The 15509-nt window shown below is 48.4% G+C and carries 10 protein-coding genes; 4 read left to right on the top strand and 6 right to left on the bottom strand.

Going from position 1 to position 15509, the window contains the following annotated elements; genetic code table 11:
• Window positions 1-5: 5 nt before the first annotated feature.
• The 5 genes from FO447_RS00515 to FO447_RS00495 all read right to left on the bottom strand — a co-directional run bounded on the left by FO447_RS00515 (window position 6) and on the right by FO447_RS00495 (window position 3957).
• Window positions 6-1028, bottom strand: a complete 1023-nt coding sequence (locus FO447_RS00515) for a LacI family DNA-binding transcriptional regulator (protein WP_118416365.1) — start codon at window positions 1026-1028, stop codon at window positions 6-8.
• Between the two features lie 356 nt (window positions 1029-1384).
• Window positions 1385-1798, bottom strand: coding sequence for a GtrA family protein (locus FO447_RS00510; protein ID WP_117587282.1), 414 nt, complete (start codon window positions 1796-1798; stop codon window positions 1385-1387).
• Window positions 1771-2607, bottom strand: a complete 837-nt coding sequence (locus FO447_RS00505) for a phosphatase PAP2 family protein (RefSeq protein WP_200757204.1) — start codon at window positions 2605-2607, stop codon at window positions 1771-1773. Before FO447_RS00505 ends, FO447_RS00510 begins: the two co-directional genes overlap by 28 nt.
• Before the next feature lie 35 nt (window positions 2608-2642).
• Entirely contained in the window at window positions 2643-3311 is a 669-nt protein-coding gene (locus tag FO447_RS00500) for a CDP-alcohol phosphatidyltransferase family protein (protein WP_200757202.1), read from the bottom strand.
• Window positions 3312-3414: 103 nt separating this feature from the next.
• Complete coding sequence (locus tag FO447_RS00495; RefSeq protein WP_200757200.1) at window positions 3415-3957, bottom strand: phosphatidylglycerophosphatase A family protein; 543 nt, start codon at window positions 3955-3957, stop codon at window positions 3415-3417.
• A gap of 364 nt (window positions 3958-4321) precedes the next feature.
• Here FO447_RS00495 and FO447_RS00490 point away from each other — a divergent pair, with 364 nt between their 5' ends.
• Window positions 4322-6925: a DUF5686 and carboxypeptidase-like regulatory domain-containing protein gene (locus FO447_RS00490; RefSeq protein ID WP_234699029.1), complete on the top strand. Its 2604-nt coding sequence runs from the start codon at window positions 4322-4324 to the stop codon at window positions 6923-6925.
• Window positions 6926-7011: 86 nt separating this feature from the next.
• Window positions 7012-7650, top strand: a complete 639-nt coding sequence (locus FO447_RS00485) for a helix-turn-helix transcriptional regulator (protein WP_006847727.1) — start codon at window positions 7012-7014, stop codon at window positions 7648-7650.
• 562 nt (window positions 7651-8212) lie between these two features.
• On the opposite strand, the gene FO447_RS00480 is transcribed toward FO447_RS00485, so the two are convergent.
• Entirely contained in the window at window positions 8213-9364 is a 1152-nt protein-coding gene (locus tag FO447_RS00480) for an N-acetyltransferase (protein ID WP_118080973.1), read from the bottom strand.
• A 170-nt stretch (window positions 9365-9534) separates the two neighbouring features.
• Here FO447_RS00480 and FO447_RS00475 point away from each other — a divergent pair, with 170 nt between their 5' ends.
• Together FO447_RS00475 and FO447_RS00470 are read left to right on the top strand one after the other, a co-directional pair.
• Window positions 9535-10902: an MATE family efflux transporter gene (locus FO447_RS00475; protein WP_118080971.1), complete on the top strand. Its 1368-nt coding sequence runs from the start codon at window positions 9535-9537 to the stop codon at window positions 10900-10902.
• A 29-nt stretch (window positions 10903-10931) separates the two neighbouring features.
• Window positions 10932-15419 (top strand): acyl-CoA dehydratase activase-related protein, encoded by a 4488-nt coding sequence (locus tag FO447_RS00470; protein ID WP_200757199.1) that lies wholly within the window; start codon window positions 10932-10934, stop codon window positions 15417-15419.
• The last annotated feature ends 90 nt before the right edge of the window (window positions 15420-15509 follow it).

Raw genomic sequence — 15509 nt, 5'->3', positions numbered from 1 at the left:
AGGAATTATTTCACGTCGTTTTTTTCAGAACTTTCGCGTATTTTCAGTATCATCGGTACCACTTTCTTGTAGATTTTTTCATCACCATTGATACTTCTCATGAGAAGATCGCAGGCTGTGGTTCCCTGTTCGTGCGCCTTGTCCATGATAGCCGAGAGTTTCGGCGTAACGAAGGCAGCAGTATCACCATCGGTAAAACCGATAATAGCAACATCCTCTGGTATGCGAAGCCCTTTTTCCTTGATAGCATCGAAGGCGGCATAGGTGATAATATCGTTAAAGGCGAGGATGGCATCAGGTCTGTCCTCCTTTTCGAGGAGACGGAGGGTAGCGTTTCGGGCCACATCGAAATCGATTCTGTCGCAGACTACGAGGTCACGGTCGATAGGGATGCGGTTCTCTCTCAGAGCCTCCAGATAACCGTGTTTTCTGCGGCGCACCATATCAAGATGGTTTGGACCGCCGATGAAGGCGATGCGGCGCGAACCGGTATCTATCATATGCTGGGTAGCCTCCTGGGCTGCAACATCACCATTGCCTACTACCTGGGAGAACTTATCTTCTAAGCAACAACGGGCAAAGAACACCAGTGGAACTCCCATCTTATGCAACTGCTCGAAATGAGAATAGTCGACCGTATCCTGTGCCAGACAGGCGATGATGCCTTCCACATGCATATTCAGGAAGTTTTCTACCGCTCTCTTCTCGTGTTCTGTATTCTCGTGGCTATTGGCGCTGATCACCGAATAACCATTCCTTACGGCATAATCTTCTATACCATCCAGCACGGCAGCATAATAATGAGTCACCAGGTTTGGCACAATTACACCAATCACCCTAGGTGCTTCTTTTCTGAGGCTCTGTGCAAAGGGGTTTGGTCGATAATTGAGCTCCTTGGCAAGGCTTTTCACCTTTTGAGTCATCTCCTCACCCACTTCATGGCTGTTTCGCAAGGCTCTAGATACAGTTGCTATGCTGACGCCAAGTCGGTCGGCGAGGTCTTTCAAAGATGTTCTTCGTTGTTTCATATTCAGTTTATGCTTATTATCGATATACATTTTGTATTCACATATTCTGCATATTTTGTCTTTCCGACAGCAAAGTTAGTGAATTCTCTGCAAAGATAACAATTTCTTTCGAAAACGCAAACGTTTACGTTATTATTTTTCTGAAAAAAATTATTTTATAAGAAAAAAACTCGTAATTTTGCAACCTGAAAAGTAATGAATAGTTGATAATAAGTTAGTTAGAAACAAGTGTGGGTTTGGAATGTCGGGAGACAATCCAAACTCTTTTTTTATGTCCCGATGTCAACAGATTACCTGCCAGGATACAAAAAAAGATGAGGGCACATACTGAATACTGCCCCCATCTGATATGGTTATTACTGCTTAAAAACAAATTTCTTCTGTCCGGGATAGTTGACGAATATCGCTACCAGCAGAGATACAATACTCTTCGGAATCATATAATGCAGCTGAATATGTTCGTGCGCATTCAGAAATTCGGTCAGGGCGATAGTGCCGCCCGAATTGAGCATCCAGCTGATGCCCCAGATGATAAAATAGCGCCAGGCGACACTCTTTTTCTTGCTCTTGGAATCGCCGAACACATAACGGTAATTCAGTATGCAGTTGGTAATGCCGCCACTTATCACTCCCAGCGCATTGGCAAGTCCGTAATAAATGCCGATGATATCTGAGAGGAAGAATGCCAGTCCGAAGTCTATCACAGAGGCGCAGGAGGCAGTCAGTTCTGCCTTGCCGAAGGTTACGAGTTCTTCTTTAATCTTGCCCATATTCTCTTGGATTCCATAAGCAGTACGCCTACTATCGTAGTAAGAATACCCAACATGACATCGATGATATAATGATGACCGGAATAGACTGCCGTCCACCAGATTCCCAGACAGATGCAGGCGAAGAGCACCACCGTATACCAGCGTTTACGGCTCATCACAGCATAAATCGTAGTGAGGAACATATAGGCAGCATGCAGACTCGGCACGGCAGCAAAGACATTGGCATTCTTGCCATAGAGTCCGTGGAACACGTGCAGTCCGGTCATTGCGTCCCATCTGCCCAGACCAGCCACATTGCCCGGTGTATTGAGCACAGCCTTGAAGCCATAGTTCATCGCATACCAGGGCGGAGCAGCCGGATAGATGTAATAGCCGATGAAGCCGATGACATTCACCAGCAGGAAAGCCCAGGAGAAACGCTTGAACCAGTTAAGCTGTTTCGTAAGATACAGATAAAGGGCAAAGGCGATAGGCACCGGAACCCAGCAGAGATAGAAGATGCCTGCCCAGAAATCAGCAAAACCGCAATGGTGAACCTTGAAGTATTCGCCCGGAATCATCAGCTGGCTATGGTCGGCTACAGCCTGCAGTTCTGCGCTGGATGAAGCAGCAATGCCGAAGAGCGACTTTTCTGCATGATAGAGATTCGCCACGTCAATATCGTTCACCATATAGTTAGGATAAAGGCGCATCGAATCGTAGATGATTCCAAAGAGGAACCAAGGCAGAAAATAGAAGGCAAAACGGCGTGTCTTCTTCCAGGCTGCGAGTACCGCCAGGAGGATAATCAGATAGATACTAAACACTTTTTTCTACTTTTTATTGATAGAACTTGAGTTTATTATTTATGAGCGTTCATCACAACATAACAATGCCAGATGCGCCAGAAAGCGGTGATGTTTGCCAGAACGGCAATCAGAATCATTCCGCCAGCCAGCCACCAGATATTGCCTGTAAAGCCGGTAATCATCGCAGTAGCAGCGGTAACGACAACGCGCTCAGGACGCTGCATGAAACCTACCTTGCACTCAATATCCAAACCCTCGGCACGGGCACGGACATAACTTACCATCACAGAACCGATCATCGCTGCAAAGGTGACTACGCTCATCCAGAACCAGATCATATCGCCCTGCATACGTACGAAGATGAGGCAGATGCCAAAGAGACTTACCAGTTCGCTGTAGCGGTCGAGTGTAGAATCCCAGAGTGCACCGAAGAGACTGCTCTTGCCGCTCATACGAGCCAGACGGCCATCCATCATATCGAAAAGACCGGCTGCGAGGATGATGAATCCACCCCATCCTACAGTAACCATGCAAGATGCATAATCAGCCTGTTCAGTTCCGAGCATCCATGCAGCATCGAGGAAGAAACCGGCTGCCACGATATTGCCCAGGAATCCTACGAAGGTGACAATGTTAGGAGTAATACCTACTGCTATCATCGCCTTGATAAGTGGATTGATGATGGCATAGATAACTTTTTGTAAGAAATCTCTATAATTCATATTTTAATCTATTTTTTATTGCCTGTTTAAGAAATGTCTGTTTAAGAAATGTCTGCTTAAGAATTTGTTTCTTTAAGAATTTGTTTCTTTAAGAAATGTCAGACTAGATGATTCCAGCCGAAACCAGTATGATTTTGATGATGACTAAAGAAACGGCTGCATAGAGGCCGCCCAGCAGATCATCAGCCATCACGTAGAAGGCGCCTTGCCTGTTATCCAGTTTCTTGATGCCCAGCGGTTTCACCATATCAAAGAAGCGAAAGAGAACAAGTGCCACCAATGCCCACCACCAGGCATCTTTCACTTCGCCCTGAGCAGTAAGCGGGGTCAGCAACGACAGGGGAATCCACACGCCAGCCATCTCGTCGATGACCACACGGCTGGGATCCTCACCCCAGTAAGGCTGCAACTGCGCTGTTGCCCAAGTGCCCAGAATAGTGGAAACAATGACGAGAAAGAAGGTGATACTCTGCAGACTCTCGCCCGTAATACCGAGTCCGTAAGCCAGGGCTGCCCAGATGAGGGTTGCCAATACAGAGCCAGCCGTTCCCGGTCCCCAAGGCCAGAAGCCACTGCCGAAACCGGTGCCTATGATGACGGGCAGCAAAGGGGGCCGCTCGTCGGTAAGATTTCCCTTGTTATTCATTCTCTTTATGTTTAATAAGCCCGCAGAAGGGCGTTTCTTCTTTAAATTTCAGTGTGCAAAATTACGCTAAAAAATTAAATTAACCAAATAGTTTTCTGTTATTTTTCTGAATTTCATCAGATATTGACAGATAAAAAGGTGAAATAGAGCAATATGAAGGGGATTTATACCACTCAGGCTCGCACGGCGAAGAGCAAGAACAGGCTGCAGAAGGAACTGCATGGAAGCCTTTTTCTGAAAATCTCATAAAAAACTGAAATAATGAATAGGTTTTTGCGTCTATTTACGAATAATGTTATAACTTTGCATCCTGAAAAGATTAAATCATGGGCGGAGAGCCCCTATATATAATAAGGTATAAAAAATGAAAGGTATTAAAAAGTTGTATTTTACAGTCATCCTTCTGATGATTTCTACACTTCAGATGATGGCTCAGCAGAAGATAACAGGCCGTGTCATCGATGACGACGGTTTTGCCGTACCGTATGCAAGCGTGCAATACAAAGGACATAAAATCGCAGTTTCAAGCAACGGAGAAGGTAAGTTTACCATTGACAAGAAGCCGGGACTCATGCTCACCGTAAGCGCACTGAGCTACAAGAGCACATCGGTGAAGGTTGACGAAAAGACCAACTTTCTGGAAATCAAACTGAAAGACGATACTCACAAACTTACCGAAGTGGTGGTAAAATCGAAAAAAGGCCGCTACAAACGTAAGGATAATCCTGCCGTAGAACTGATGCGGCGCGTGATTGCTGCCAAGAAGAAGAGCGATCTGAGCAATCACGACTATGTGCAATATGATAAGTATCAGAAGATTACGCTCGCGCTCAACGACCTGAAGAAAGAACAGCTCGAAAGCAAGTTCTTCCAGCGCCGCCAGTATCTCCTCGACCAGGTAGAAACCTCTCCATACAACGGAAAGCTCACCCTGCCTGTCAGCATCGACGAGACGGTTTCACAGCATATTTACCGCAAAGATCCGAAGACCGAAAAGGACATCATCAAGGGTCAGCAGAGCAATGGAATCGGACAGGTAATCCAGACCGGAGAGATTCTCAACACCGCCCTGAAAGAGGTGTTCACCGATGTGGACATCTACGATGATTACGTGCGCCTGCTGCAGTATCCCTTCCCATCTCCTATCGGCAGAACTGCCATCAGCTTCTACCATTATTACATCGAAGATACGGTGTATGTGGAAAGAGACCTGTGCTACCATCTGCAGTTTATCCCAGCCAACAGCCAGGACTTCGGATTCCGAGGCGAACTCTATGTGCTTGCCGACAGCAGCCTACACGTGAAGAAATGTAACCTCTACATGCCTCACAACAGCGATGTAAACTGGGTTACTGACATGAAGATTGAACAGGAGTACACCAAGCTCGACAACGGCGAGTGGGTGCTCTCTAAAGACGATATGATAGCCGAACTGCACGTCAACAAGCTCCTTCAGGACCTGCTGGTGGTGCGAAACACGCGAATCACCGATTATGCCTTCGATGCCTTGCCGAAGCAGCTCTTCAAGGGCAAGGCGAAGATCAGGCACGATATGGATGCGATGAACCGCGATGAGGCTTACTGGAACAAATACCGACAGGTGGACCTCACGAAGAGTGAATCGTCGATGGACAGTTTTATCCACCGCATGGAGAACTCCAAGGGATTCAAATACATCATCTTCGGTGTGAGAGCCCTGATGGAGAACTATGTGGAAGTGGCTCATACCAAGGGCAAGAAGATAACAGTGAAAGACAGTCTGGGTGTTGAAAGAGACAGCATCATCAACGACCGCCGCAGCCTCTTCGACCTGGGACCTATCAACACGTTCCTCTCCAACAACTACGTAGACGGCGTGCGCCTGCGTCTGGCGGGCAGAACGATGGCAGCCCTCAACCCTCACTTCTTCTGGGATGGTTACGGCGCCTACGGTCTGAAGAGCAACAAGTGGTATTACGGCCATGTGCTCACCTATTCGTTCAACAAGAAGAAGAACAGTCCGTTCGAGTTCCCTATGCGCAAGCTTACCTTCGAGCTGGGGCATGATATTACATCTCCATCCGATGATAACCTGCTGCACAACAAGGACAACTTCTTCATGACCCTCCGTGCCACTACGCAGGACCAGATGTATCAGTATCACCGCCAGAAGGTGACCTTCACCTACGAAACCGACTGGGGCTTCCGCTTCGACACCAGCCTCCGCTGGCAGAGCAACCGCACCGTGGGCAATCTCCACTACTACAGGGTGAGCGACGGCGAGGAAATACGCAAGATACGCACCACAGAGGCGAGTGTAGGCTTAGATTACAACCCGGGTGTCACCTATGTCAACACCAAGCAGCAGCGCCTGCCAATCAACCTCGACAGTCCTGAAATCTCGCTTCGCCACACCATGGGCTTAGACGGATTCATGGGCGGCCAGTATCAGAGCAACCTCACCACGCTGGGCATTTACAAGCGCCAGTGGCTGGGAAGCTTCGGCTATATGGATTTCAACATCGTGGGCAAGGCGCAGTGGAGCAAAGTGCCTTTCACCATGCTCATCCAGCCACCGGTCAACCTCTCTCTCTTCGAGCAGGAGGCAACCATCAGCATGATGAAGGACTGGGAGTTCCTGAGCGACCGCCAGTTGTTCTGGTCAGTAGCCTGGGATATGAACGGAAAGCTGCTCAACCGCATTCCGCTCATCAAGAAGCTGAAGTGGCGTGAATATGTAGCCATCAAGGGTGTTTGGGGCGATTTGACCAGCAAGAACGACCCGAGCAAGAACCTCAATGATGAGAAGCTCTTCAAGTTCCCTACCAACTCCTATACCTTTGGCAAGACGCCATACTGGGAGTTTGTAGCCGGCGTGCACAACATCTTCAAGTTCTTCGGAATCGACTATGTTCGCCGCCTCAACTATTATGACCATGCAAACATTTCAAAATGGGGCATCCGTATGGGTTTCCTCATGTCATTCTAATAAGAAAAAAGATGCCTTGATGCAGTTTTTTACTGCATCAAGGCATCTGCGTACATATATAAACTACATATAAGAGAGTAAACACAATGAAGATTCTATTAGCAGACAAACAGGACATCACAAGAGCCGGATTGAGCTATGTGATCAGTAAGATAGAGGGTTTGGAAACCCGGACCATCGAAGACAAGGCAGACCTGATGCTTGCCTTAAAGGAGAATGAGGATACGGTTGTAATACTCGACTACACCCTTTTCGACATCAATGATGCTGCCGAGTTACTTATTTTAAACCAGCGTTTCCCATACACGCGCTGGCTACTGTTCAGTGAGGATCTGAGTGCCGATTTTGTTAAGATTCTCATCGCCAGCAGTACGCAGTTCAGCGTATTACTGAAGGAGTGTTCGCTAATGGAAATCAAGGAGGCGATACGTTTTTGTGTGGCAAGCAACCGTTTTGTCTGCCAGCGCATGATGGAGGTTCTTCTGGCTCCGAAACAGGAGGAGCAGGAGAAAATCAACCTCACCAAGACTGAGACTGAGATTCTGAAGGACATTGCGCTGGGAATGACGACGAAAGAAATAGCCGAGAAGCGCTTTTCCAGCTTCCATACAGTCAATACCCACCGCAAGAACATCTTCCGCAAGCTGGGCGTAAACAACGTTCACGAGGCTACGAAATATGCGCTGAGAGCCGGTTTGGTTGACTCGGCAGAATATTATATTTAACTATTAACTTTTCATTGGGGGGTTAACAGGGTTAACAGTTAACAGCTGTTTTTTGCATGGTCCCCCTCGCGTACCTTATTATATAATAATATATATATACTTATTTTTATATAAGTGTGTGGATGGAAGTATGCATTTTTGGGGTGTTAACTGTTAACCTGTTAACCCCCATCTTATTTTTCTCTTTCCAGAGCGCATCTTTTTATCTTGACGAGTGCCTTATATTAAGACCGATAAGAGACTTAAATGATGACCAGCAGGAGGCTTCAATGATGCCTCACGAGGGGGCAATTAATGCGTCGCGACGGAAGAATTGGTGCGTCGCGACGGAAATAATTGTGCGTCGCGACGCAAAAAATAATGCATCGCGATGGAAAAAACAGCCATTTTACAGCCATTTTTCATCCTATCGCGATGCATTCTTAATTATCTCAACCGGAAAGCTATGAGTTGAGAACCGGAAAGCTATGAGTTGAGAACCACAAAACTATGAGTTAGTTTTTTTAACTTTTTAGCCCATTTTCTATCTTTTTTACGCCTAAACGGCTCAAAACAGGGGCTTTTAAATCTTCTTCTTATAGCAGCGATGACGGCGATGCTGTTCGCTCTCCAGATACTGCCACTGACTCTGAACACCGGTATTGGTCTCCATCTGCGGCATTGCCTCTGCCCATTTAAAACCATAACGGCGATACTGCTCTATCAGATCGGCAAAAATAAGCGCATTGGCTCCCTTCTTGCGATATTCCGGAAGAACACCAATCAAGAGCAAATCCACCGTATCCGTCTTGTGCCACTTCAGAACCTTCAGCACCTTCAGCCAACCCGTAGGGAAAAGCTTGCCATCGCCTATCTCGCGCAGCGCATCGGTAAACGAAGGGAAGGAAACACCAAAGGCTACCAGCTTGTTGCCAGCGTTGCCATCCACCACACCCGTTACCAGGTTCAAGTCAGCCTTCTTGATATAAGTATTTACATATTCATCTATCTGCTTCTCCGTAAGCTGCTGGAAATCATAGAGATTCTTATAAGTTTCGTTCACGATTTCGAACACCTTCCTGCCCATTCCTCCCGAGGTCAGTTCCCGGCGGGTAAACTTATGAACATGCAGATTATATCGGCTCTCTATCATCTGGGCAGTCTTGGCAAACTTAGCCGGCGTCACTTCCGGAATTCTGATGCGGTACTCCAACCAGTCGTTATCCTTCTCATAGAGCGGATAACTCTCCAGATGCGTCTTATAATAAGGATAATTGTAATTGATATACATCGTAGACTTCCGGTCGAAGCCCTCGATGAGCAAGCCTTCACGGTCCATATCCGTAAATCCGAGCGGCCCTACGCATTCGTTCATTCCCCTGCTCTTGCCCCAGTTTTCTACCGCGCGCAACAAGGCACAGGAAACCGCAACATTATCCACGAAATCGAACCAGCCGAAGCGAACCTGCTTTTTGTTCCACTGTGCATTGGCACGATGGTTGATAATGGCAGCAATTCTACCTACGATACGAGCCTCGCTGTCAACCGCCAGAAAGTATTGAGCCTCGCAGAATTCGAAGGCAGGATTCTTCTTTGGGTCCAGCGTATTCATCTCGTCGAAACGCAAAAAAGGAATGGCAAACTTATGGTCTCTGTAGAGATCATAATGAAACTGAATAAAGGTTTTCAACCCCTTTTTTGTTGTTACCGGTATGATTCTTATCTCATCATTCATTAGTAATCTGTTTTGTATATATATTCAATTGCGGTGCAAAAATACGATAATTTTATGAATAATGCAACTCTTTTCTTATAAATTTATAAAAGATGGTTCATAATTGTCCAACTTTGTGGATATTTATGTACCTTTGCAGGTTGAAATGCCCAAAAAGAGCATCATAAAATATGAAGAAAGAGAAAAGAGACAACTATACGTTCCTCACACATGCCCCTGTGCATCATGTGATTTTCACGATGGCCATACCAACGATTATCAGTATGCTGTCGACGAGTTTGTACAATCTCGCCGACACCTATTTCGTGGGCAGCATCAACACGCAGAGTGTGGCAGCGGTAGGCGTTTCCTTTGCAGCAATGGCTGTTATCCAGGCGATTGGTTTCTTGTTTGGCCATGGTGCAGGCAATTATGTTTCGCGACAGTTGGGCGCCAAACATACGGAACAGGCACAGAAGATGGCAGCCACGGGCTTTGTGCTGAGTTTTCTTACCGGTCTCCTCATCGCCATTCTGGGTCATGTGTTCCTCACTCCGCTCTGCCTTCTGATGGGTTCTACGCCCACCATTCTTCCTTATACAGAGCGTTATCTGGGCATTATTCTGCTGGGTGCTCCCTTTATGACCACCTCGCTTACGCTGAATAACCTGATGCGCTTCCAGGGCAATGCGATGTATGCGATGAAAGGCATCATGTCGGGTGTGCTGCTCAATCTGATTCTGGCTCCTCTGCTCATTCTCTACTTCCAGCTGGGCATTACCGGAGCCGCCGTAGCCACCCTCATCAGCCAGTGTTTCGGCTGCGCCATGCTGTTCTGGATGACGCATAAAGGCGAGAACATCCGCATCCGTCTCAGCAATTTCACCCCTACCCGCGCCTTTGCCAAGGAGATTATCTTCGGCGGAACCCCTTCGCTGTCAAGACAGGGACTGGGAAGTATCGCTACGCTGATGCTCAATGTGGCAGCAGGTGCGTTTGGCGATGCAGCCATTGCGGGCATGAGCATCGTTACCCGCATCTCCTTCTTCACCTATGCGATGGTCATCGGTCTGGGACAGGGATTCCAGCCGCTCTGCGGATTCTGCTACGGAGCCAAACTCTACGACCGCGTAAAGGAAGCCTACTTTTTCTGCATCAGATGCGGCACGGTTTTCCTCAGCGTCTGTGCCCTTCTCGGCTTCATCTTCTCAACTTCCATCATCAGCATCTTCCGCGATGATGCAGCGGTTGTAGCCGTAGGTTCGGCAGCTTTGCGATGGCAGGTGCTCAGTTTTCCGCTCGTAGCCAGCATCGTGCTCACCAACATGCTGATGCAGACCATCCGTAAACCGGTGAGAGCCAACATCGTAGCGGCGGCAAGAAGCGGACTTTTCTTCATTCCGCTCATCTTCATCCTCCCCTATTTCTTCGGACTGCTGGGCGTGGAGATGTGTCAGATGTGGGCAGATTGCTGCTCATTTGCCGTTGCGGTTCCGATAGCCTGGAGCGCTTTCAGGGATATGAGAAGAGAGCAGATGGAACTCGGGGAAAAACACTAGAATAAGAGAAAATACTTGAGATAAGAGAAATGGAGAAAACTTATTACATAGGATTGGACGTTGGCTCTACGACAGCCAAAATAGCCGTTATCGACAGCGATAACCGGGTAATTTACTCAAAATACGAACGCCACAACGCTCGTGTCAACGAACTTGTGTCGCAATATTTCGATGAGATTTCAGCCCTGGTGGGCGATGCAGAGGCAAGAATCTGCGTAACGGGAAGCGTAGGAATGGCTACTGCCGAACAGCTCCAGGCGGAGTTTGTACAGGAGGTGGTGGCTGCATCGGTCTATGCCCGTACTGCCCATCCTGAGGCGAAAGCGCTCATCGATATTGGTGGCGAAGACGCGAAGGTTATCTTCTTCAAGAAAAACGGAAATATGGAACTGCGCATGAACGGCAACTGTGCCGGCGGAACGGGCGCTTTCATCGACCAGATGAGTGTGCTGATGGGCGTAGAGAACCAGAAGATGAGCGAGTTGGCGATGAAGGCAGAGCACGTTTATCCGATGGCTGCCCGCTGCGGCGTATTCGCCAAGACCGACATCCAGAACCTGATGGCGCGCAATCTGCCCGAAGCCGATATTGCAGCCAGCATCTTCCATTCCATCGCCGTACAGACGGTGGTAACGCTTTCTCACGGCATCAGTTTCGAGGCTCCTATCCTGCTCTGCGGCGGTCCACTGACCTTTCTTCCGGCTCTCCGCAAGGCTTTCTGCGACTATCTCCATCTCTCTCCAAACGACTTCATCGTATCCGGAAACAGCAATCTCATTCCAGCTCTGGGCTGTGCTTATCGGGCTAAATCGGCAGATTCTGCAGCCTCAGTTTCGGTACTCAGAAGTCGGATGAAAAAAGAAATACAAACGGAATGGACCAGCAGTCTGCTGCCTCTGTTCAAGAACGAGAAAGAGCACCAGGAATGGCTCAAATCAAAGGCGAAATTCGCTACCGAAACCCAACCGCTGAATAAAGGGAAACAGCAGGTTGTGATTGGTATTGACTCGGGCTCTACTACGACGAAGATTGTTGCGGTAAGGGTGAATGCGGAGACGCCTACGCAAGATATTGTCTTTACCAATTACCGCCTGAACCTGGGAAATCCGATCAAGGCAGTAGCGGATGGACTGAACGCCCTGAAGCAGGAAGCTGCATTGCGAGGGGCTGAACTGGAAATCGTAGGCTCCTGCTCTACAGGTTACGGCGAAGAACTTATCAAGGCGGCTTTCGGCCTCGACAGCGGCATTATCGAAACAATGGCGCACGAAAGAGCAGCTGCCTCACTCATGCCTGACGTGAGTTTTATCCTGGACATCGGCGGACAGGACATGAAGGCTATCTTCGTGGAGAAAGGGGCTGTGGTGCGCATGGAACTCAACGAGGCTTGCAGTTCGGGCTGCGGAACATTCATCCAGACCTTTGCCAACAACATGGGTTATTCTGTAGGCGATTTTGCCCAACTCGCCTGCCACTCGAAGGCTCCCTGCGACCTGGGAACCCGCTGCACCGTCTTCATGAACTCGAAGGTGAAACAGGTGCTCAGAGAGGGCGCATCTGTAGCTGATATTTCTGCCGGAATCTCTTATTCGGTCATCAAGAACTGTCTTTATAAGGTATTGAAACTCCATGGTAATGAGAACCTTGGAGGCAAAATCGTTGTGCAGGGTGGTACGATGAGAAACGATGCGGTGGTAAGAGCATTCGAGTTACTCACCCATACCGAAGTGGCACGAAGCAACATGCCTGAACTGATGGGCGCCTACGGCTGTGCCCTTCATGCGGCGGCAGATTACAAGCATCGCACATCTGCAGAAGACGAGCACCCTGCCTCATCAAGATCCATCGATGATCTCCAGAATCTGGCTCATTATGAAACCAAGCAACTGCAATGCAAAGGCTGCGAAAACCATTGTTATGTTTCCCGCTACACCTTTGCCGGCGGCAACCGATTCTACTCCGGAAACAAGTGCGAGCGTGTGTTTAACAACAAGGGAGCAAACGGAGGAAAAGGCAAAAATATTTACGAATACAAATATAGTTTACTCTTTGACAGAGAGACGGTTAACCCACTTGACGTTGTAAAACACAACGTCAAAGTAGGCATTCCTCGCATCCTCAACATGTACGAGGAATATCCGTTCTGGAATGCGCTGCTCCGGGCAGCAGGATTGGGCGTGATTCTCTCTTCCGATTCCACTTTCAGCCAGTATGAAGGAGCCTTGAATACGGTGATGAGCGACAATATCTGCTTCCCGGCTAAACTGGCTCACAGTCATCTGAAGGAACTCAACGAGAACCCGAAGGTTGACCGCATCCTCATGCCATACGTGGTTTATGAACATAATGACGACCCGAAGAATACGCTGAACAGCTTCAACTGTCCGGTCGTTTCGGGCTACAGCGATGTCATCAAGTCGGTCATCAATCTGAAGAAACCAATCGATACGCCCGTCATCAACTTTGCCCAGCCTAAGGCGCTGGAAAAACAGATTACCGATTATCTCAAGCAACTGGGTGTAAGCAAGAAGACTGCCCGTAAAGCGCTGAGAGAAGCCCTCTATGCTCAGGCAGTATATGCAGCTGAGATTAAGAAACAGGGCTGGAAGATTCTGAAAAATGAAGAAACAGAGGCTCAGAAAACGAACGAAGACAAGATTCTGAAGCCGAACAAGGGACTTACGATTCTGCTGGCTGGCCGTCCTTATCATACCGACCCGCTGATTCAGCACAAGCTGAGCGAGATGATTGCCAATCTGGGAGTCAACGTCATCAGCGAAGACATCGCCCGGGGTAATCTCTTTGCAGATTTCAAAGACTTCAATCTGGAGAACCTGGCGGCAGAAAGAAATGAGGCTGCATTAGCCAGCCAGGACAACAACGAAGCATACAACTGTCAGCCAGAGACTTATCTCGTGAAGCAATGGGCGTATATGAACCGCATTCTGAAGGCAGCACAATGGGCAGCCGAACAGGGCGATGAGGTTCATTTCGTCCAGATGACCAGCTTCGGCTGCGGTCCTGACAGTTTTATCCAGGACGAGATTCGCGACATCATGAAGCGCCACAACAAGCCTTTCACGCTGTTGAAGATAGATGATGTGAGCAATATCGGCTCCCTGAAGCTCCGTGTCCGCTCGCTCATAGAAAGCCTGAAGGGAGTAAAGGAAGTGAAGAGTGAAGAACGAAGAGTGAAAAATTCAACAGCAGAAGAAATTCAACATTCAACACTCAACATTCAACATTTACAGCAGACCAAGGTATTCACCAAGCAGGATATTCATCGCAAGATTCTCGCTCCTTTCATGACCGAATACCTCACCCCTATCATTCCGCCTATCCTGAAACTGATAGGCTATGATGTAGAGGTACTTCCGATGAGCGATGAGGTGAGCGCCGAACTCGGCTTGAAGTTTGCCAACAACGAAGTCTGTTATCCGGCAACCCTTATCGTCGGCGACATCATCAAAGCCTTGAAATCAGGCAGATACGACCTGAATAATACGGCAGTAGTGATGAGTCAGACGGGCGGCCAGTGTCGCGCAACCAACTACGCCGGTCTCATCAAGCGTGCGATGATTTCCAATGGATTCCAGGACATTCCGCTGCTCACACTCGGCGTAACAGCCTCAACAGGCGAAGCATCAGGCTCAACAGACGACAAGCAAGACTACAACGAGCAGGATGGCTTCAATGTGCCTTGGCTGAAATACAGTCAGATTATCGTTACCGCCATTTTCTATGGCGATGCAATCAACGAAATGTACAACGCCTGCATCGTAAGAGAGCGTAAACCGGGCATTGCCAGAGAGTTGCGCGATAAATACATGCAGTTGATAGACGGACCTATCGCCCAGAATTCAGCCAAAGGACTCATCCGACTCCTGGAACAGGCAGCCGAAGAATTCAACCAGATGACCCTCGACAGAACGTTGCCGAAGGTAGGAATCGTAGGCGAAATCTTCCTGAAGTTCAATCCTTTCGCCCACCAGTTCCTGGAGCAGAACATCATTTCGCGCGGCATAGAGGTGGTTCCGCCTCTGCTTGCCCCTTTCTTCCTGCAGGAATTTGTGAATGTGGAGATACAGAAACACATGCGGCTGAGTTGCACCAAAGTGCCCGATTTCATCATCAAGGGCGCTTATCAGGCGCTGATAGGCAGAAGATTGCGCCAGGTAAACAAGGCAGCCGGCAAGTTCCGCTACTTCCGTCCGTTCACCAATATCTATGATGATGCGAAGGACGTACAGGGACTGGTTTCGCTCGCAGCCCAGTTTGGCGAAGGCTGGCTTCTGCCTGCCGACATCGTAGGTTACATCCGTGATGGCGTGAACAACATCATCTCGCTCCAGCCTTTCGGCTGCATTGCTAACCACGTGATTTCCAAGGGCATCGAGAAACGTCTCCACGACCGTTTCCCAATGCTCAACCTTGTATCGCTCGACTTCGATTCCGGTGTTTCAGAGGTAAACGTCACCAACCGACTGCTCCTCTTCCTGGACAGCATCGCAAAATAAGACAAGCCAGGCCCATGTACGGTAAAACACCGTACATGGGTCTTTCCGTCTTTCATCCCTCAAAAAATCACTCTAAAAAATACAAAAAAC

Origin of the sequence: Segatella copri, from assembly GCF_015074785.1 — a bacterium.
Lineage (GTDB): Bacteria > Bacteroidota > Bacteroidia > Bacteroidales > Bacteroidaceae > Prevotella.
Note: the sequence above shows the minus strand (reverse complement) of the source record. Positions and strands in the feature narration are given on the sequence as shown.

Coding starts and splice junctions, on each gene's coding strand:
- FO447_RS00490 (WP_234699029.1), top strand. CDS start 4,322: ATGAAAGGTATTAAAAAGTTGTATTTTACAGTCATCCTTCTGATGATT.
- FO447_RS00470 (WP_200757199.1), top strand. CDS start 10,932: ATGGAGAAAACTTATTACATAGGATTGGACGTTGGCTCTACGACAGCC.
- FO447_RS00515 (WP_118416365.1), bottom strand. CDS start 1,028: ATGAAACAACGAAGAACATCTTTGAAAGACCTCGCCGACCGACTTGGC.
- FO447_RS00495 (WP_200757200.1), bottom strand. CDS start 3,957: ATGAATAACAAGGGAAATCTTACCGACGAGCGGCCCCCTTTGCTGCCC.
- FO447_RS00485 (WP_006847727.1), top strand. CDS start 7,012: ATGAAGATTCTATTAGCAGACAAACAGGACATCACAAGAGCCGGATTG.
- FO447_RS00510 (WP_117587282.1), bottom strand. CDS start 1,798: ATGGGCAAGATTAAAGAAGAACTCGTAACCTTCGGCAAGGCAGAACTG.
- FO447_RS00500 (WP_200757202.1), bottom strand. CDS start 3,311: ATGAATTATAGAGATTTCTTACAAAAAGTTATCTATGCCATCATCAAT.
- FO447_RS00480 (WP_118080973.1), bottom strand. CDS start 9,364: ATGAATGATGAGATAAGAATCATACCGGTAACAACAAAAAAGGGGTTG.
- FO447_RS00475 (WP_118080971.1), top strand. CDS start 9,535: ATGAAGAAAGAGAAAAGAGACAACTATACGTTCCTCACACATGCCCCT.